The sequence below is a fragment of the Nocardia sp. SSK8 genome (assembly GCF_037034205.1).
In the GTDB taxonomy this organism is placed as follows: domain Bacteria; phylum Actinomycetota; class Actinomycetes; order Mycobacteriales; family Mycobacteriaceae; genus Nocardia.
Genome location: NZ_JBAGKD010000002.1, coordinates 387,455 through 405,695, shown reverse-complemented (window position 1 = coordinate 405,695; position 18,241 = coordinate 387,455). Strand labels below are relative to the sequence as shown.

Here is an 18,241-nt window from a genome sequence, read left to right as displayed (position 1 = left end):
AGCACCCGCTTCGGTCTCAGTTCGCCGCGGCGACAGCCGGTGTGCCCGTGTGGATCCGCTCCGCCGCGGCGACGGTCGCGGCGCCGAGATCGGCCAGCGCCGCGCTCGACAGGCGGGTGTCGGGGCAGGCGACCACCGAGGCGACGACGGTGCCGCGTTCGTCGCGGATCGGCGCGGCCAGGGTCACCACGGCGTTCTCGTCGCCGAGTTCGGCGGGCAGGTAGTCGATGGTGATGAGTTCGGTGATCACCGAGCCGAGCTGGGCGCGCAGGGCCGCGGTGATCGGGGAATCACGCAGGCCCGCCAGGGCTTCCAGCATCGGGGTGGAGTCGTCGACGAGGCGTTCCACCGAGTAGCCGCGGTGGCGGATCTCGGCGAGCACCTGGGTCAGGCGGGTGCGGTGGGCGGGATCGGCGAGGGCCAGCCAGGACTGCCGGTCCGGTTCCGGTGCCCAGGCGACGAATTCGCGGCACACCGGCGGCGCGAGCGGCAGCCGGCGACCGGGCCGGATCCAGCCCGCCGACGGGTCACCGACGACCTCGGTGACCACGATGCTCGCGCCGTCGCGTTCGGCGAGGAAGACCGGCACTCCGGCCCGCTCGGCCAGCGCGCGCAGATGCGGCGCGGCGGTGTGGCGCAGCGGGAACGCCGCCTCGGCCCGCCGGGCGACGGTGAGCAGGCGCAGGCCGACGCCGTAGCAGCCGTCCTCGTCGCGCACCGTCCAGCCGTCGGCACACAGCTGGGTGAGGACGGCGTGTGCGGTGGCCCGCGACAGCCCGGCCTCGCGCACGATCCGCGCCAGCGACAGGCGCTCGGTGGCATGCCGCGACAGCAGCTCGATGACCTTCACGACCCGCTGCGTCGGCGGCGAGACGGCGCCGGGCACGGCCGGATCCGCCGTCACCTCTTGACCGGCACCCTCGGCCCGGCTTATCGTCGGTGTCACAATATCGAACAATAGCGTCGAATATTCGACATTGCAAGTGAAGTAGGTGAACGCGTGCAGACGGGGTACGAGCTGTCGCATCTGGCGGCCCTGGAGGCCGAGTCGGTGCACATCTTCCGGGAGGTGGCCGCCACCTTCGAACGACCGGGGCTGCTGTTCTCCGGTGGCAAGGACTCGGCGGTGCTGCTGCATCTGGCCCGGCGCGCCTTCTGGCCCGCGCCGCTGCCGTTTCCGCTGCTGCACGTGGACACCGGGCACAATTTCGACGAGGTGATCGAGTTCCGCGATCGCACCGCCGAACGGACCGGGGCCCGACTGCTGGTGGCGCGGGTCCAGGACGACATCGACGCGGGCCGGGTGGTGGAGCGCCCCGGCGGCACCCGCAATCCATTGCAGACCACCACGCTGCTGCGTGCCATCGGCGAGCACCGCTTCGACGCCGTGTTCGGCGGCGCGCGCCGCGACGAGGAGAAGGCCCGCGCCAAGGAGCGGGTATTCAGCTTCCGCAACCGGTTCGGCGAATGGGATCCGCGCGCGCAGCGGCCCGAGGTCTGGAACCTCTACAACGGGCGCCACCAGCAGGGCGAGCACATCCGGGTGTTCCCGCTGTCGAACTGGACCGAACTCGACATCTGGGAGTACATCGATCGCGAGGCCGTCGAGCTGCCCACGCTGTACTACGCGCACCGGCGGACCGTGGTCGAACGCGACGGCATGCTGCTGTCGACGGGCCGGTTCCTCACCCCGCGCCCCGGCGAAGAGCCCTTCGAGACCACCGTGCGGTTCCGGACCGTGGGTGACGCCACCTGCACCGGATGTGTCGAGAGCCCGGCCGAGACGGCCGCACAGGTGATCGCCGAGACCGCCGCCACCCGGCTGACCGAGCGCGGCGCCACCCGCGCCGACGACCGGATCTCCGAGACCGGCATGGAAGACCGTAAGCGAGAGGGCTACTTCTGATGAGCCGCAACCTGTTACGCCTGGCGACCGCGGGCAGCGTGGACGACGGCAAGTCGACCCTCATCGGCAGACTCCTCTACGACTCCAAGTCGCTGTTCGACGACCAGCTCGCCGCGATCGAACGGGTCAGCACCGAACGCGGCGGCGACGTGGCCGACCTCGCGCTGGTCACCGACGGGCTGCGCGCCGAGCGCGAGCAGGGCATCACCATCGATGTGGCCTACCGCTACGTCACGACGCCGCGACGCAAGTTCGTCATCGCCGATACGCCCGGGCACGTGCAGTACACCCGCAATATGGTGACCGGCGCGTCCACCGCCGATCTGGCGCTGATCCTGGTCGACGCGCGCACCGGGGTCTCCGAGCAGACCCGCAGGCACGCGTTCCTGGCCACACTGCTGGGTGTGCCGCACCTGGTGGTGTGCGTGAACAAGATGGACCTGGTCGACTGGTCGCAGGAGCGGTTCGAGGAGATCCGGTCCGAGTTCGCTACCTTCGCCGCCAAGCTCACCGTCGGCGATCTGAGCTTCGTGCCGGTCTCGGCGCTGCTGGGCGACAATGTCGTCGAGGGCTCCGCGCACATGCCCTGGTATCCGGGTCCGCCGCTGCTGCGCCACCTCGAGGACGTGCACATCGCCTCGGACCGCAATCTCATCGACGCGCGGCTGCCGATCCAGTACGTCATCCGGGCCCAGCAGGGTCTCGACCACCGCAGCTACGCGGGCACCGTCGCGGGCGGCATCTTCAAGCCGGGCGACGAGGTGGTGGTACTGCCTGCCGGGCACACCTCGCGGGTCCGCGAGATCTGGGGTCCCGGTGGCAGCAAGGTCGACGAGGCGTTCACCGGGATGGCGATCTCGCTGACCCTCGACGACGAGATCGATATCGGCCGTGGCGATCTGCTGGCCCGGCCGGGCAACCGCCCGCAGCAGGGCGCCGATCTGGACGCGATGGTGTGCTGGTTCTCCGAGACCACCCAGCTGCGCGAGGGCGCCCGCTATCTGGTGCGCACGGCGGCGCAGATCTCCCCCGCCGAGGTCACCGCCCTCGACTACCAGCTCGATGTCAACACGCTGCACCGGCGCGAAGACCCGGAGGCGCTCTCGCTCAACGACATCGCCCGGGTGCGGTTGCGCAGCCGCCAGCCGCTGCTGTTCGACCCGTACCGGGAGAACCGGCGCACCGGCAGCTTCATCCTCATCGACCCGGTGACCGATCAGACGGTCGCCGCGGGCATGGTGACCGGCCGCGACACCGGCGCGCATCCGGCCGCGGCGACGGTGGTCTGGCATCGTTCGGCGGTCGGGCGGGCCGATCGGGCCCATGCGGGCGCGACGATCTGGCTCACCGGGCTGTCGGGGTCGGGCAAGTCCACGATCGCGGTCGAGGTGGAACGTCAGCTGGTCGCGGCCGGGCGGGCCGCGTATCTGCTCGACGGTGACAATCTGCGGCACGGCCTCAATGCCGGTCTGGGGTTCTCGGCGGCCGACCGGGACGAGAACGTGCGCCGGGTCGCCGAAGTGGCGGCCCTGTTCGCCGATTCCGGTGCGGTGGCGATCGTCTCGGTGATCAGCCCGTTCGCCGCCCAGCGGGCCGCCGCGCGCACCACCCACGCCGACCGGGACCTGCCGTTCCACGAGGTCTTCGTCGACACTCCGCTGGCCGAATGCGAACGGCGTGACCCCAAGGGCCTGTATGCCAAGGCCAGGGCGGGCGAACTGCCCGGCTTCACCGGCATCGGATCGCCGTACGAACGTCCCGGCGACGCCGATCTCGTCGTCACCCCCGATCTCGGCTCCCCCGCCGAGATCGCCGCCCTTATCCTCCGAGAGCTAGGAATCGCAGACCGTTGACCCACTCCAGTACCGCCACCGACACCGGGAGCACCGCGCCGCCGGAAGCGCTCACCGCGCCGTTCACCGCCGCGGTGGCCGAGGCCGAAAAGCTCATCGCCAGCGCTGAATTCGTCCGTAGCGAGAGCGATCTCGCCGAGGGCTACGACTATCTGGCCGCGAGTGTCGCGGCCTGCCTGCGGCTGTCCGGCGCGCACGGCACCAGCCACCCGTATTTCGTGTCCTCGACCGGGCCCTACGCCAAGATGGGCCTGGACAACCCGGACACGCTCTACTACCACGCGAATATCGAACCCGGCGCCGAGTATGTGGTGAGCGGTGTGCGCGGCAGCACCGTCGACCTCAGCTTCCAGGTCCTCAAGGGCGATTACACCGCGACCGAAGTCCCCGGTGGCGAGGACGCCTTCGACGACCGGCGCATCCCGATCGCCGCGGACGGCAGCTTCTCGATCCGCTTCGGCCCCGCCAAAGCCGATGCCGGGCCCGGCTACTTCGCGCTCGGTGAGGGCGCGTCCATGCTGGCCGTGCGCGAGGTCTACGGCGATTGGACCGAGCAGAAGGGCTCGATCCGCATCGAACGCGTCGACACCGTCGGCACCGCCCCGGCCGAACCCGACCTGGCCCGGATGCGGAAGCGCTACAGCGCCGCGGCGAAGATGCTGCTCACCCGGGTGCACACCTGGTTCAACTTCCCCAAGTGGTTCTATCTGGACCTGCCGGTGAACACCCTCACCGCGCCCCGGCTCACCCCCGGCGGGCTGAGCACCCAGTACTCCTCGGTGGGCCATTTCGACCTCGCCGACGATCAGGCGCTGCTGATCACCGTGCCGAAATCCGATGCGCCGTACCAGGGTTTCCAGCTCGGCAGCCTCTGGTACATCTCGCTCGACTACGTCAACCACCAGACCAGCCTCAATCACACCCAGGCCCAGGTGGATCCCGACGGCCGCATCCGCATGGTGGTCAGCAGGCAGAACCCCGGGATCGCCAACTGGATCGAGACCACCGGCCGCACCCGGGGCATCCTCCAGTTCCGCTGGCAGCGCACCGACCGCCCTCTGACCGAGGCCGACGGGCCGACGGTGGCGCTCGTGCCGTTCGACGAGATCGCCGCGCACCTGCCCCACTACGACCACAACCGGATCGACGCCGCCGGCTGGCGCGACCGGATCAGCGCCCGGCAGCGGGCTTTCGCCGAAAGGATGCTGGGATGAGCGGGGCTCTGCTGGACGGGAAGGTCGTCGTCGTCTCCGGTGTCGGCCCGGGACTGGGGCGCTCGATCTGCCTCGAGGCCGCGGGCGCGGGCGCCACCGTGGTGCTGGCGGCGCGCACCGAATCGCGCCTGCTCGAGGTGGCGGCCGAGATCGAGGCCGCCGGTGGCGCGACGCTGTGCGTGCCCACCGACATCACCGAGGATGCCGCCGTGGCGAATCTGGTGAGCCGCACCGTCGAGACATTCGGGCGGGTGGACGCGCTGGTGAACAACGCGTTCTCGGTGCCGTCGATGAAACCCCTCGATCGCACCGATTTCGACCACATCCGGTCGAGCCTGGACATGACGGTGCTCGGCGTGCTGCGGATGACCCAGGCCTTCGCCCCGGCACTGGCCGAGACGAAAGGTGCTGTGGTGATGATCAATTCGATGGTCGTGCGGCACTCCGAGCCACGCTACGGCAGCTACAAGCTCACCAAGGCGGCGCTGCTGGCCATGTCGCAGACCCTCGCCACCGAACTCGGCGGCAAGGGCGTGCGGGTCAACAGTGTGCTGCCCGGCTATATCTGGACCGATCAGCTGAAGTGGTACTTCACGCAGGTCGCCGAGAAGTACGGGATCACCGTCGAGCAGGTCTACGAGCAGACCGCGTCGAAGTCGGATCTGAAGCGGCTCCCCGAGCCCGAGGAGATCGCCAGGGCCGTGGTGTTCCTCGCCTCGGACTGGTCCTCGGCGATCACCGGCCAGACCCTCGACGTCAACTGCGGCGAATACCACAACTAGGAGCTCTTCCGATGACCGTGCGCACCGATGTCGGCACCGTGGCCGACCTGCACGCCTCCGCCACCAAACTCACCGGCCTCACCGATTTCGGGACCGACGACTACACCGAGGCGTTGCAGGTGCTGCTCGACTCGTACCGCGAGGAGGCCGGGCTCACCGAGCTCGGCTCCAAGATGTCGCGATTCTTCCTGCGCGGCGCCCTCGTCGCCCGCGCGTTGAGCGAAGCCGCCTGGGCGGCCAACCCCGGCTACGCCGACACCCCCGTCACCCGGCCGATCTTCGTCACCGGCCTGCCCCGCACCGGCACCACCGCCCTGCACCGCCTGCTGGCCGCCGACCCGGCCAACCAGGGCCTCGAGATGTGGCTGACCGATTTCCCGCAGCCCCGCCCGCCGCGCGAGAGCTGGGACAGCAATCCCGCCTACCAGCAGATCGATGCCGGCCTGCGGCAGCATCAGGTGCAGAACCCGGAGTTCATGGGCCTGCACTACATGAGCGCCGCCGATGTGGAGGAATGCTGGCAGCTGCTGCGTCAGTCGGGCACCTCGCATTCCTACGAGTGTCTGGCCTACGTCCCGAGTTACGCGCAGTGGCTCTCGCGCCAGGATTGGACACCCGCCTACGCGCGGCACCGCCGCAACCTCCAGCTCATCGGCATGAACGACACCCGGCGCTGGGTCCTCAAGAACCCCAGCCACCTGTTCTGCCTGGACGCGCTGCTAGCGGTCTACCCCGACGCCATCGTCATCCAGACCCACCGCGCCCCCGCCACCATCATCCCGTCGGTGTGCAGCCTCAACGAGCACGCCACCCGCGGCTGGTCCACCGTCTTCACCGGCGAGACCATCGGCCGCACCCAACTCGACCTGTGGTCGCGCGGCCTGCGCGCGTTCACCGCCGCCCGCGCCCGGCACGCCGACGCCACCTTCCTCGACATCGACTTCGACGACCTGCGCGCCGACCCCTCCGGCGTCGTCGCCCGCATCTACACCGAGATCGGCGCCGACTTCACCCCCGAAGCCCGCGCCGCCATCACCGCCCTCGACACCGAAAGCCGCACCGGCGCCCGCAAACCCACCCACCACTACGCCCTGGCCGACTACGGCCTCACCGAGGCGATGGTGGCCGACGCCTTCCGCTGAGCTACCCCTGCCGACTCGTCGCCGCGGCCCACTCACGAACCGCGGCGACGAACTCCTCGGGCGCATCGGATTCCACATAGGTCCCCGCACCCTCCACGATCACGGTCGTGTGGTCGCTGAACGTGGCTTCCAGACGCTCACGCTCCTGGTCCCGAAAGGCGATGTCGGCATCACCCCAGACGATCAGTGTCGGAAGATGGGCGATATCGCCGAGCCCGGCCTCGACCTCGGCGAAGAATTCCCGGCTGGCCAATACCCGGCCGGGCAGCACCGCCGAGGCCTGACGGCGTTCCGGGGTGCCCAGCGCCCTGCTGTAGTGGGTCATCTCGGCCGCGGCCCGCCGACGACCCGGCCGAACGCCTCGAAGTGCAGAACGCCGTTGACCGGCCACGCCCAGGTATTGGCGAGCACCAGCCGATCGAAGACACCCGGCCGCCGCTGCGCCACCGCCAGACCGATCATCCCGCCCCAGTCCTGGCCGACCAGCGTGACCGCGTCGAGGCCGAGCGTGTCGACGAACCCGGCGACGACCTCGGCGTGCTTCGCTGCAACTGAGCTCGGCACCAGCGGGTTTCGAGGTCACCCCGCCGGACGGCCGACCGCTCGACGCCACCCTGCGCGCCGACCCGGCCTACATCCTCGGCCTCGCCGCGGGCGCCATCCCTCTCGATGACGCCCGCGCTCTCGGCCTGATCGCGATCGAGGGCGACGAGACCGCCGTCCGCGCCGCCTTCGGTTACTGAGCCACGGGACGCTACCCGGCCCAGAAACCGATGAGATCCTTGTCGGCGGCCTTGGATTCGCGGAACCACTCGACGATGTCGTCGGCATAGCCGCCGTGGTCGTCGGGGCCGGCGGCGATGGCCTCCCACTCGGGCAACTGTTCCGCGCAGCTCCGCTTGCCGATGTGGCCCCAGCCGTTGTCCTCGGTGCTGGGAAACGGGCCTTCGCCGTCCATGTCGGCGGCCAGACTCAGGATCACGTCGGGCAGGCCGTCGTAGCCGAACCAGAAGCTCACCTCACCGACGTCCGAACCCAGGTCCGTGCAGATCGACTCGAGCGCGCAGACGTAGGCGTGCGCGTGGCTCTCGGTATACGGCCCACCGGCGAAGATCGCTCGCAACGCGTGAGGCGCCTGGGCGTCCTCGCAGCGGTAGCACTCCTCGCACTCGGCGCCCCCATTCGGGGTCACCGCACGGTTCGCAGCACTCGTCCTCCGCATCGTGCTCGGGCAGATCCGCCAGCAGCCGTCGGAGGAATTCCTCGTCCCCGGAACCGATGACGGCCTCGAGGGCCGTTCCCGATGTCAGTCGGCGACCTCCACGCCGTAGCGATCGACGAGAGCGGCGAGATCGGCTTCGTAGCCTTGACCGACCGCCCGCAGGCGCCATGTGTCGGCCCGCAGGTAGAGCTCGGCGAGCAGCAGAGTGCGTTCCGTGGTCGCCGCGTCGAGGGTGGCGCGCAGCAGGGTGCTCGATTCGGGGCCGGTGGCGATCTCGAGCTCGACCGCACCGACGTCGCCGAAGGTGCGGCCCGCGCCGTCGAGCGCGGCGGCGAACACGATGCGCCGGCAGTGTTCGGGTAGGTCGTCGAGGGTGATCGTGATGGCCTGCTCGTTCGGGCCATCCTCGGACAACCGGGCGCCGGGCGCTTCGGGCTGGTTGTAGAACACGAAATCGCTGGAATCGGCGACCTTTTCGGTGTCGTCCACCAGGAAGGCGACGAGGTCGACAGCCTGGTCGTCGAGCTGGTTCCAGGTGGCACGCAGTGCCCAGGTGCGATCGGTGGTGGGCAGGTCGACCACCTGGCCGCGCGACAGTTGTGTCACGTCCGGTTCCGGGGCAGGCTGCTCGCGAGGAGCGGCGGCGCCGGATTCGAGCAGTCGCGGCCCGTGGACCGTGAGCGCGAGCTCGGCCGCCCTGCGCACGCGATGGTCGGCGTCGCCGCCGTCGAGCACGAGCAGATCGGTCACCGTCGCCGAGAGGTTCACCGCGACCGAGCCGCCCAGCGCGACGATCCGTACCCGCGCGGCGGCGGCCTGCTCGTGGGTGCCGCCGAGTACCAGCACCCGGCGTCCCGACAGCGGGCCGGTCGGCGGCCGGGGACGCGGCGCGGTGCGGCCCGCGACGGCCGGACGGGACTGTCCTGCGGCCGAGCGGGACTGTCCCGGTTCGATGGCGTCGAGCAGGGCGAGGAAACGTCTCTCGTCGAGGATCGGGGTCGCGAATTCGGCGGCCTTGCGAGCTTTCCCGCTGCCCGAGGCGGCGTCGTTGGTGACCAGCACGCTGGTGCGTCGGCTCACCGTCCCGGTCACATCGAGCCCGGCTGCCTCGGCGCGGGCGACCAGTTCCTCCCGGTCGATGCGGGTCTCGCCGGTGAACGCGACCTTCATCCCCTGCCGCAGCGGCCCTCCGGCGGGCATCGGGCCCGGATAGGCGAAGGCGCACGGCTGTTTCGGACCGCGCCGCTGCACGGGCCAGCGCGGCCCGGCGGTGCGTGCGGTGTCGTCGGCACAGTCGAGCAGGGGTGCGGCGATGCCCAGGTGCGCGGCGTCGGCGACCAAGGCGCGCAGCACTTGGACGAGCACCCGGCTGTCGTCGAGCGCGTCGTGGGCCTTGTGCTGGGGCACACCGTAATACGACGCGAGTGTGCCCAGCTTGTAGTCCGGCGTCGGTGGCGCCACCCGCCGAGCCAGCGCGAGAGTGCACAGGCGGCGGTCCACCGGCAGCCGCGCACCGGTCCTGGCGAATTCGCGCGCCAGGAATCCGTAGTCGAACAACGCGTTGTGCGCCACCAGGACCCGGCCGTCGAGCAGCCCGGCCAGGCGCTCGCGCACCTGACCGAACTCCGGTGACCCCCGCAGCACGTCGGCGGTCAGTCCGTGGATGTGCACCGGGCCGGGATCACAGCCGGGATCGAGCAGGGTGTGGAACTCCTCGCTCACCTGCCCCGCGCTGTCGAGGGTGAGCGCCGCGACCGAGAGCACCCGGTGCTCGTGCGGCCGCAGCCCGGAGGTCTCGACGTCCACGACGGTGAACGCGCCGAACCCGGCCACCTGCTGTTGCTCGTCGTCCTGTGTCATCGCCCGCATGAGCTTCGCATCATAGACGGCGGCCGAAATGTTGCGGGCCACTTCATGATTCCCGGCACCGAACCGGTCTCCCGACATCGGTTAGGGTGCAGTGGGAAAGTCCGAGGGGGAGGTGCTGTGCTGATCGATTTCGTGCCCGACCAGACGCTGTATCCGTTCCGGTCGCGCTGGTTCGACGCCACCGCGGCGCGGGTGCACTACATCGACGAAGGATCGGGCCCGCCGATCCTGTTCTGTCACGGAGCTCCGGCGTGGAGCTTTCTGTACCGGCGCGTGATCACCGCGCTGCGTGACCGGTACCGGTGCATCGCCGTCGACTATCCGGGATTCGGATTGTCCGAACGCCCCGCCGCCTACAGGTACACCATCGCTGAGCACACCGCCGTCGTCGGCGAGCTCATCGATCACCTCGATCTCGACGGTTTCGTCGTGATGGGCCACGACTGGGGTGGGCCGATCGGCCTCGGCGCGGCGACCACCCGCGCCGACCGGGTACGCGGAATCGCCCTGGGCAATACCGCGCTCTGGCCGATCGAGGCGCCGGTCAACCGGGCATTCAGCCGGATCATGAGCAGCGCCTTGCTGCGGCGGCGCATTCTGGAACGCAACTTCCTCATCGAACGTGTCCTGCTGGGCGAGCTGGGCAGCATGCTCGGCACCGCCGAAGCCGACCACTACCGTGGCGTGCAATCCACCCCGGAGGCCCGGGCCGCCCTCGCGGTGACGCCCGGCCAGATCACCGCCGCCCGCCCACTCCTGGCCCGGCTCGAACACGACGTGCCCGCCCTGCTCGGCGACAAACCGGCGCTGGCGGTGTGGGGCATGAAGGACATGGTGTTCCGGCCGAAAGCCTGCCTGCCCCGGCTGCGCAGCGCCTTCGCCGACCTCGAGATCATCGAGTTCGCACAGGCCCGGCATTTCGTCCCGGAGTACGCACCCGCCGACATCGCGGCAGCGATCAGCCGACGATTCCCGTAGCGGCGCCGGACAACTCGATTCACGGAAACGCGAAGACGCTCAGGCCTCCTTTTCGGGCAGCGGTTCGAGGGCGTTCGTGTGCCACTGCCCGTCCGGGTAGGTGATGTAGAGCGGTCCCAGGTTGCACGGGTTGAGGCAGCCGGTGGGCGTGACCAGGGCGGTCGGGTGGTCGCGGCGGAGGGTGCGGTGGAGTTCGGCGGCGCCGTAGACGGTGCAGCGTGGACCGCGGCAGACCAGGATGTGGCTGGTGTGGTCGGGGATCCGGGACCAGGCCGGGCTGCGGAACGCGCGCGGACTGGCGGTGACCGGCTCCCCCTCGGCGCGCATCAGCGCGCGCACGACGTCGATGAAAGCCGGTGTGCTGTCGGCACCTTCGGTGACCCGAACATCGAGGTCGCGAGCCCGGGTCGCCTTCCAGTTGGCGACCGCGCGGGCGATCCAGGTCTCCAGATAGCGGTCGCGGGGCACGGCCAGCGGGATCAGGGTCACCGGGAGGTCGTCGCGGGCCGCGTCGTCGAGGACATCGTGGATGGTCGGCTCGCCCTGGTCGAGCAGGGCGTAGCCGATGCCGCAGGCCTCGGCGAGGGCGGTGACGGCGGGCAGGTCCACGCCCGACGGGGTGGGCCGGGCGACCAGGATGTGGCGGCGCGTCATCCGGCACGCACCGTGCGCCCGGCCGGAACCACCAGGGGCGTACCGGTCATCGGGTCGTCGATCACGGCGCACGCCACCCCGAACACCTCGGCGACGAGGTCCGGGCGCACGATCTCGGCGGGCGAACCCTGGGCGACCACCCGGCCGTCCTTCATGGCGACCAGGTGGTCGGCGTAGCGGGCGGCCAGGTTCAGATCGTGCAGTACGGCGATGATGGTGCGCGGCAACAGATTACGCAGGACGTCGAGCACATCGAGCTGGTGGGCCAGGTCGAGGAAGGTGGTCGGTTCGTCGAGCAGCATCACCTCCGGGTCCTGGGCGATGGCCAGGGCCAGCCACACCCGCTGCTTCTGGCCGCCCGAGAGCTGGTCGACGGTGCGCTCGACCAGGTCGAGGGTGTCGGTGGCGGTGAGTGCCGCGCGCACCGCGGCCTCGTCCTCGGCCGACCACTGCCGGAACCAGCGCTGATGCGGATGACGCCCACGCCCGACGAGGTCGCCGACGGTGATGCCGTCCGGCGCGACGGGCTGTTGCGGCAGCATGCCGACTCGGCGCGCCACCGTCCTGGCCTGCTGCGGGGCGATATCGGCACCGTCGAGCAGCACCGCGCCCGCGCTGGGCCGGAGCAGCCGGGCGAGCCCGCGCAGCAACGTCGACTTGCCGCAGCCGTTGCGGCCGACGATGACGGTGAAGCGCCCGGGCGGGAAGTCGACGGTGGCGTCGGTGACGATCGCGGTGTCGCCGTAGGCGAGGGTGAGGGCGTCGGTGGTGAGGTGTGCGGTCATCCAGCGTGTCCGATTCGGGTTGCGCGAGCGAGGAGGTAGACGAGGACCGGGGTGCCGAGCAGCGCGGTCACCACGCCGACCGGCAGTTCCGCCGGGAAGAGCCTGCGGGCCGCCAGATCGGCGGCGACGACCAGCAGTGCGCCCGCCGCCCCGGCAGGCGCGAGCCCGGCCCCGCGTTCGGCGAGCAGGCGCCGCACGATCTGCGGCGCGACCAGGGCGACGAAGGCGATCGGCCCGGCCGCGGCGGTGGCCAGGGTGGCGGCGGCCGCGGCGACGACGATGAGGACCGTGCGGTGCGGACCGCGCCTGCCCGCCAGGGAGTTCGCGAGTTCGTCGCCGAGCTCGAGCAGCGGCAGCGACCGGGCGCACACGATCAGCGCGGGCACCGCCACGGCGAGGGCCGTACCGGCGAACCAGACGTGCATCCAGTCGCGATTGGCGAGACTGCCGGTGAGCCACATGGCGGCCGTATGTGCCTGGTAGGCATCGACTCTGGTCAGCACGAAGGCAATGGCCGAGGACAGCATGGCCGTCACCCCGATGCCGACGAGCACGAGCCGGTAGCCGTCGAGACCGTCCTTGGTCGCCACCACGACGATCAGCACCATCGCGACGAAGGCCCCGCCCAGCGCGCCACCGACCAGCCACAGGCCGGTACCGCCGAGCACCGCGCTCACCACCAGCGCGCCCAGCGAGGCGCCCGCGTTGATCCCGATGATCTCCGGACTGACCAGCGGGTTCGTCGCGATGCGCTGGAGAACGACCCCCGCCAGGGCGAACGCCGCGCCCACGCACAGCCCGGTCAGCACGCGCGGCAGCCGGTCGGCGACGACCACGTCGTATTCGATGAGCGTGCCGCCGCCACCGAGCACACGCAGCACATCGGCGGTCGTCAGCGGATAGTGCCCGACGGTCAGCGACCACGCCCCCACCGCCAGCGCCGCCGCGGTGAACAGCACGGTCAGCAGCGCGGACCGGCGCTGGACCCGCAGGACCACCCGCCGTCCCGGCGAGCGCAGCAGCAGGGTGTCGCGGGGCAGGACACGGGGTTCGGTGATCGTCACAGCGTCGCCACCTTCCGGTTGCGCACCAGGTACAGGAAGAACGGCGCCCCGGCGAACGCGGTGACGATGCCGACCTGGATCTCCTGCGGCCGCACCGCCACCCGGCCGACAATGTCGGCGAGCAACAGCAGGGTGGGCCCGAACAGGGCCGACCAGGCCAGCACCCAGCGGTAATCGGGACCGCCGACCGCCCGGGCGATGTGCGGGACGACCAGGCCGACGAACGCGATCGGCCCCGCCACCGCCACCGCCGCGCCCGCGAGCAGCACGACCGCGCCCGCCCCGGTGACGCGCACGGCGACGAGCCGTGTCCCGAGCGTGCGGGCCATGTCGTCACCGATGGCGATGGCGTTCAACGGCCGGGCCACCGCCAGCGCCAGCACCGCGCCCACAGCGACGAACGGCGCGACCGCCCAGACGGATTCGCTCTCGGCGCGGGCCAGGGACCCGACTACCCAGAACCGGAAATTGTCGAAGGTGGTGCGGTCCAGCAGGGTGACGGCCGTGGTGATCGAGGCGCACAGGGCGGTGCAGGCGGCACCGGCCAGCGCCAGCTTCACCGGTGTCGCACCACCGAATCCCAGTGATCCCAGGGTGTAGACGAACGCGGCGGCCACCGCGGCACCGAGGAAGGCGAACCAGAGGAATCCCGAGGTTGTTGTCACGCCCAGGGTGCCCATGGCCAGCACGATGGCCAGCGAGGCCCCGGCATTGACACCCAGCAGTCCGGGACCGGCCAGCGGATTGCGGGTCAGGCCCTGCATCACCACGCCCGCCAGGGCGAGCGCCAGCCCAGCGAGCAGGCCAGCCACCGTGCGCGGCAGCCGGATGTAGCGGACGATCCGGTCGGTGTCGGTGCCGCGGAAGTCGGTGAACGCCGCGACCGCGTCGTCGAACGCGAGCGGGTGCGCGCCGATCAGCACCGAGGCCACACAGACAGCGGCGAGCGCGGCACCGGCCAGGAGCAGGCCGGTGCCGCGGACGGTGCGGGTCACCGGCCGAACAAGCCGGGGTGGATCAGCTCGGCGACCAGTTCTGTCGCGTGCGCGATCCGGACACCGGCGGCCCGGTCCGCGAACAGGAACGGATGCACCGCGTTCGCGCGCACGGCGGTCATGTTCGCGAAGGCCGGATTGCCGACGAGCTTGTCGACCTGTGGCTGGGCGTCGGCGCGGGTGTAGGCGGCATCGCAGCACTGGCTGGTCAGGATGATGTCGGGGTCGCGGGCGATGAGGGCTTCCGCGCCGATCGGCACATTGCGGCGCTCGGTGAGATCGGCGAAGGCGTTCACCCCACCGGCGGCCTCGATGATCTGGGTGATGAAATCGATCCCGCCCGCGACAGTGTAGGACCCGTCGTCCTTGGGTGTGACGACCGCGACCCGCGGCCGGGGCGCGGCGGCGACCTTCGCGCGCACCGCCGCGATCCGCGCGCTCAATTGTGTGACCACCTCGTCGGCACGCCCGGCCACACCCCACAGCGCACCCAGGTCGCGCAGGTCGGCGTAGACATTGTCGAAGCGCACGGTCTTCGGGTCGATGGCCTCGTCGGCCAGTCCGTCCGCGCTCGGGCACAGCGGGCTCAGCACCCAGGTCCGCACGCCGAGGTCGTGCAGGCTGCCGCGGGTGCCGACGCTGTTCTGCGCGGAGGCCGCGAAGACGCCGTTGTAACCCGAGAGCACGAAATCCGGCTTTTTCGCGAGCAGTTCGTCGCGGCTGGGCAGCTTCTGGACGTAGTCCGACTTCGCCTGCGCGTCACGGTATTCGGGCAGGACCGCCGCGTCGAGGAACGCCGTCTGCACCAGCCGGTCGGTGACGCCGAGGGCGTGCGCGATCTCGATCGAGGGCTGGTAGGCGGCGTAGATGCGCTGCGGCGGGGAGTCGACGGCGACATCGATGCCGCAGTTGGCGCGGGTGACGGCATTCGCGCCGGTGGTGGCCGGTGCGGGTGACGGCGCGCAGCCAGCGGCGACAACCGCGCAGGCGATCAGCGCGCCGGTCCGTAGGCGCGCGACAACAGAACAGCTCAAGGTGACGGCCTTCCAGGTCCTCGTGGAATGGGTACTTCGTGGCCGTGGCCGGTCTCCTGGCTGACGGGATGGCGCGCGCCGGTTCAGCCTTCCCAGGGCATGCCCCAGTGGCCCCGGACAGCATCAGCCGCCCGGATCGATCCGTCACTTCCCGATCACAGTGGCGAGGGCCGCACCGGTTTCGCACCGATTTCCCGAACACCACGGCTCGGGGACTGTACCAAGATCGGAAATCGGATGGTCGGGTCGGCTGGTCGAATTGTCCGATCAGCGGGGGTTCGGGCAGGTCCCCTCGTACCGGGTGAGGCCGAGGCCGTTCTTGCCCTTGCTGCGCCCGACCGGTCCGTTCTTGGCCGAGCGGACCCAGGCACCGCCGGTGTCGAGGACGGGCATGCGTTCGCTGAACGCGCGGCTGTAGCGGGTGGTGCCGTCGACGGTGAGAATGCCGTCGCGCACGTCGATGTGGGCGACGGTAGCCCAGAAGGAGTTCTTGCCGTTGCCGATCAGCACGGTGATCTGGTCGGCATCGGCGCCCGGCAGCCCGTCAGGTCCGGGGCGGCCGTAACGCACCCGCACGCGGGGGCGGCCGAAGGTATCGATGGCGCCCGCGCCGTTGTCGACGGACTGGTACACGTTGAGCAGCAGATCCCCGTTCTCGGTGGGGCGCACGATCACCTGTTCGGTGGCGGGGCGGCCGTGCGCGCCGGGGCCGCGGGAATCGCCCTGGTGGTGTAGGAACGGCCAGACGGCGAGATCGCCCTGGTGGCCCTTCTCGCCACTGATCACCACGTAGTCGCCGGTTATCTCGTTACGGCAGAAGAAATAGACGTCCAGATCGCCCTTGCCGTACCGGGTGACGCGGCCGTCGGGGGCGTAACTCGCACCGCGGCCGTCCCATTCGAGGCCGACGGTGAGGACGTAACCGGGGTCGCCTTTGCGCAGGTCGATGCTGGCGCGGCGGTCGGGTGTGTCCTTGGTGAGGACCACGTCGACCTTGCGCAGATCGATCTGGGGTGTAGCCGGAACCGGCGGTGGCGCAACAGGTTGCGAAGGCGCGGCGAGCTGCGGCGACGCGGCGGGTTGCGGCGACGCGACAACCTCAGTGGGATCCTCGTCGACGACGATCCCGTGTTCGGTCGCGAAGGCCGCGAGTCCCGCACTGTATCCCTGCCCGATCGCATCGAGCCGCCACCCGCCACCGCGCCGGTACAGCGCCACCGCCTGCAACACCGTCTCACTGGTCAGATCCGGCGGGGTGAAGGTCATCGACTCGCCCACCCCCGCGACGCTCACCCGCAATCCGCTGACCTCGCCGAACCGGATGCCCTGTGCCTCGGTACTGCCCGCGATCACCACCCGGTGGATGTCCGCGGGCAGCGCCGCGAGGTCCACCGACACCACCGCGTCGGACTCCATCCGCACCCCCGGCGCGACCGGATTGTTGAAGAACACGAAATCGGCGTCGGAGCGCACCGTCCCGTCGGCGGTCAGCAGCACCGCGGACACATCGACCGCCCCCGCCGGGTCGTCGAGGTCGAGCCGGATCGTGTACCGGTGCTCCCCCAGGTCGGTCTTTGATCCCTTGGCCACCTCGACCACCGTCGCCGCGCTCATGCCCCTACCTCCGTCGACCGGATGACCGCACCAGGCGGATTCGTTCGACAGGGTACCCGCGTCCCGCGTCCGGAGCGGGGTTCCGATCCGTCTCCGCCGACAACCCCACCGGCCCGAACAGCCCGTTCACCAGTCCGCACCACCACGGCGCCCGGCGATCTGTTGGCTCCGGTCACAGGATCCGCGGCGATCGGTGGCGAGGTGGGCCGGGCTGACGTTCACTGGTCGGCATGAACGTCCGTGAACTGATCGACCGCAAGGGCGGTCGCCGGATCTCGGTGGTGGTGCCCGCGCTCGACGACGAGGACACGGTCGCCGGAGTGGTCGCCTCGGTCCGCCCGCTGCTCGGCGGGCTGGTCGACGAACTGATCGTGCTCGACGCGGGCTCCACCGACCGCACCATCGCGCGAGCCAGGGCGGCGGGTGCCGCCGTCTACACCCGTGAGGAAGCATTGCCCGACATCGCCCCGCGCCCGGGCAAGGGCGAGGTGCTGTGGCGTTCGCTTGCCGTGTGCACCGGCGACCTGATCGTCTTCCTCGACGCCGATTTGGTGGAACCGGACCCGATGTTCGTGCCCACCCTGCTCGACCCGCTGCTCACCGACCCGGGCCTGGCCCTGGTGAAGGGCTATTACCGGCGACCGCTGGCCGGAGGCGTCGACCCCGACGGCGGCGGCCGGGTCACCCAGCTCGTCGCGCGGCCCCTGCTCACGGCCCTGGCGCCCGCGCTGGCCGAGATCGTGCACCCGCTCGGCGGTGAATACGCCGCCACCCGGAGCTTTCTCGGCGAGATCTCCTTCGCCAGCGGCTTCGGCGCCGAGATCGGCATCCTGCTCGACTGCTGGCAGCGGCGCGGCCTGTCCGCGATCACCCAGGTCGACCTGGGTGTCCGCGTGCACCGGCACCGCTCCACGCACGAGCTGGCGGTGATGAGCAGGCAGGTGGTGGCGACCCTGCTGGACCGGCTCGGCATCCGCGACTCCGGCATCGGGCTGGTGCAGTTCCTGCCCAGTGACGACGGCTGGCGCCGCACCCCCTCGGAGGTCAGCCTGACCGACCGCCCACCGATGGCCCGGCTCATCGCCACCCACCGCGACATCGCCTGACACACAACAAGCGCCGGTGCGGT

18 protein-coding genes and 1 riboswitch are annotated in these 18,241 nt (G+C 70.7%); of the genes, 7 read left to right on the top strand and 11 right to left on the bottom strand.

What is annotated here, in order from left to right; genetic code table 11:
• Positions 1 to 16 precede the first annotated feature (16 nt).
• The gene (locus WA675_RS05315) at positions 17 to 904 is read right to left on the bottom strand and encodes an IclR family transcriptional regulator (RefSeq protein WP_336082405.1); all 888 of its coding nucleotides are present in this window, start codon (positions 902 to 904) and stop codon (positions 17 to 19) included.
• A gap of 96 nt (positions 905 to 1,000) precedes the next feature.
• On the opposite strand from WA675_RS05315, the gene cysD reads away from it, so the two are divergent.
• The 5 genes from cysD to WA675_RS05290 are packed head-to-tail and all read left to right on the top strand — an operon-like array spanning position 1,001 to position 6,897.
• Positions 1,001 to 1,906, top strand: a complete 906-nt coding sequence (gene cysD, locus WA675_RS05310) for a sulfate adenylyltransferase subunit CysD (protein WP_336082404.1) — start codon at positions 1,001 to 1,003, stop codon at positions 1,904 to 1,906.
• Positions 1,906 to 3,759 (top strand): adenylyl-sulfate kinase, encoded by a 1,854-nt coding sequence (gene cysC, locus WA675_RS05305; RefSeq protein ID WP_336082403.1) that lies wholly within the window; start codon positions 1,906 to 1,908, stop codon positions 3,757 to 3,759. Before cysD ends, cysC begins: the two co-directional genes overlap by 1 nt.
• On the top strand, positions 3,756 to 4,973 hold the full coding sequence (locus WA675_RS05300) for a hypothetical protein (RefSeq protein WP_336082402.1): 1,218 nt from the start codon (positions 3,756 to 3,758) through the stop codon (positions 4,971 to 4,973). Before cysC ends, WA675_RS05300 begins: the two co-directional genes overlap by 4 nt.
• Positions 4,970 to 5,755 (top strand): SDR family oxidoreductase, encoded by a 786-nt coding sequence (locus WA675_RS05295; RefSeq protein ID WP_336082400.1) that lies wholly within the window; start codon positions 4,970 to 4,972, stop codon positions 5,753 to 5,755. The genes WA675_RS05300 and WA675_RS05295 overlap by 4 nt, the downstream gene beginning before the upstream one ends.
• Positions 5,756 to 5,766: 11 nt before the next feature.
• Complete coding sequence (locus tag WA675_RS05290) at positions 5,767 to 6,897, top strand: sulfotransferase family protein (protein ID WP_336082399.1); 1,131 nt, start codon at positions 5,767 to 5,769, stop codon at positions 6,895 to 6,897.
• 1 nt (position 6,898) lies between these two features.
• On the opposite strand, the gene WA675_RS05285 is transcribed toward WA675_RS05290, so the two are convergent.
• The 4 genes from WA675_RS05285 to WA675_RS05270 form a co-directional block, all read right to left on the bottom strand.
• A complete protein-coding gene (locus WA675_RS05285) occupies positions 6,899 to 7,222 on the bottom strand; it encodes a hypothetical protein (RefSeq protein WP_336082398.1) in 324 nt (107 codons plus the stop codon).
• Entirely contained in the window at positions 7,219 to 7,461 is a 243-nt protein-coding gene (locus WA675_RS05280) for an alpha/beta fold hydrolase (RefSeq protein ID WP_336082397.1), read from the bottom strand. The genes WA675_RS05285 and WA675_RS05280 overlap by 4 nt, the downstream gene beginning before the upstream one ends.
• Positions 7,462 to 7,651: 190 nt before the next feature.
• Positions 7,652 to 8,089, bottom strand: coding sequence for a DUF7691 family protein (locus WA675_RS05275; protein WP_336082396.1), 438 nt, complete (start codon positions 8,087 to 8,089; stop codon positions 7,652 to 7,654).
• A gap of 114 nt (positions 8,090 to 8,203) precedes the next feature.
• On the bottom strand, positions 8,204 to 9,988 hold the full coding sequence (locus WA675_RS05270; protein WP_336082395.1) for a TerD family protein: 1,785 nt from the start codon (positions 9,986 to 9,988) through the stop codon (positions 8,204 to 8,206).
• Between the two features lie 117 nt (positions 9,989 to 10,105).
• On the opposite strand from WA675_RS05270, the gene WA675_RS05265 reads away from it, so the two are divergent.
• On the top strand, positions 10,106 to 10,966 hold the full coding sequence (locus WA675_RS05265) for a haloalkane dehalogenase (RefSeq protein WP_336082394.1): 861 nt from the start codon (positions 10,106 to 10,108) through the stop codon (positions 10,964 to 10,966).
• Between the two features lie 39 nt (positions 10,967 to 11,005).
• Here the strand turns inward: WA675_RS05265 and WA675_RS05260 are convergent, their stop codons facing one another.
• The 6 genes from WA675_RS05260 to WA675_RS05235 form a co-directional block, all read right to left on the bottom strand.
• The gene (locus WA675_RS05260) at positions 11,006 to 11,620 is read right to left on the bottom strand and encodes a (2Fe-2S) ferredoxin domain-containing protein (RefSeq protein WP_336082393.1); all 615 of its coding nucleotides are present in this window, start codon (positions 11,618 to 11,620) and stop codon (positions 11,006 to 11,008) included.
• On the bottom strand, positions 11,617 to 12,405 hold the full coding sequence (locus tag WA675_RS05255; RefSeq protein WP_336082392.1) for an ABC transporter ATP-binding protein: 789 nt from the start codon (positions 12,403 to 12,405) through the stop codon (positions 11,617 to 11,619). Before WA675_RS05255 ends, WA675_RS05260 begins: the two co-directional genes overlap by 4 nt.
• Positions 12,402 to 13,469: a FecCD family ABC transporter permease gene (locus WA675_RS05250; protein ID WP_336082391.1), complete on the bottom strand. Its 1,068-nt coding sequence runs from the start codon at positions 13,467 to 13,469 to the stop codon at positions 12,402 to 12,404. The genes WA675_RS05255 and WA675_RS05250 overlap by 4 nt, the downstream gene beginning before the upstream one ends.
• A complete protein-coding gene (locus tag WA675_RS05245; protein WP_336082389.1) occupies positions 13,466 to 14,464 on the bottom strand; it encodes a FecCD family ABC transporter permease in 999 nt (332 codons plus the stop codon). Before WA675_RS05245 ends, WA675_RS05250 begins: the two co-directional genes overlap by 4 nt.
• Positions 14,461 to 15,498 carry an ABC transporter substrate-binding protein gene (locus tag WA675_RS05240; RefSeq protein WP_336082388.1) on the bottom strand — a complete coding sequence of 346 codons (1,038 nt, stop codon included), beginning with the start codon at positions 15,496 to 15,498 and terminating at the stop codon, positions 14,461 to 14,463. Before WA675_RS05240 ends, WA675_RS05245 begins: the two co-directional genes overlap by 4 nt.
• 29 nt (positions 15,499 to 15,527) lie before the next feature.
• Positions 15,528 to 15,719: riboswitch (cobalamin riboswitch) on the bottom strand.
• A gap of 46 nt (positions 15,720 to 15,765) precedes the next feature.
• On the bottom strand, positions 15,766 to 17,112 hold the full coding sequence (locus WA675_RS05235; RefSeq protein WP_336082386.1) for a TerD family protein: 1,347 nt from the start codon (positions 17,110 to 17,112) through the stop codon (positions 15,766 to 15,768).
• Positions 17,113 to 17,342: 230 nt separating this feature from the next.
• Here WA675_RS05235 and WA675_RS05230 point away from each other — a divergent pair, with 230 nt between their 5' ends.
• Positions 17,343 to 18,218, top strand: a complete 876-nt coding sequence (locus WA675_RS05230) for a glucosyl-3-phosphoglycerate synthase (protein WP_336082384.1) — start codon at positions 17,343 to 17,345, stop codon at positions 18,216 to 18,218.
• The last annotated feature ends 23 nt before the right edge of the window (positions 18,219 to 18,241 follow it).

Bases quoted from the DNA above. Each gene is read 5' to 3' on its own strand.
- cysC (WP_336082403.1), top strand. From the start codon at position 1,906: ATGAGCCGCAACCTGTTACGCCTGGCGACCGCGGGCAGCGTGGACGAC.
- WA675_RS05230 (WP_336082384.1), top strand. From the start codon at position 17,343: ATGAACGTCCGTGAACTGATCGACCGCAAGGGCGGTCGCCGGATCTCG.
- WA675_RS05290 (WP_336082399.1), top strand. From the start codon at position 5,767: ATGACCGTGCGCACCGATGTCGGCACCGTGGCCGACCTGCACGCCTCC.
- WA675_RS05295 (WP_336082400.1), top strand. From the start codon at position 4,970: ATGAGCGGGGCTCTGCTGGACGGGAAGGTCGTCGTCGTCTCCGGTGTC.
- WA675_RS05285 (WP_336082398.1), bottom strand. From the start codon at position 7,222: ATGACCCACTACAGCAGGGCGCTGGGCACCCCGGAACGCCGTCAGGCC.
- WA675_RS05270 (WP_336082395.1), bottom strand. From the start codon at position 9,988: ATGCGGGCGATGACACAGGACGACGAGCAACAGCAGGTGGCCGGGTTC.
- WA675_RS05260 (WP_336082393.1), bottom strand. From the start codon at position 11,620: ATGACGCGCCGCCACATCCTGGTCGCCCGGCCCACCCCGTCGGGCGTG.
- WA675_RS05235 (WP_336082386.1), bottom strand. From the start codon at position 17,112: ATGAGCGCGGCGACGGTGGTCGAGGTGGCCAAGGGATCAAAGACCGAC.
- WA675_RS05255 (WP_336082392.1), bottom strand. From the start codon at position 12,405: ATGACCGCACACCTCACCACCGACGCCCTCACCCTCGCCTACGGCGAC.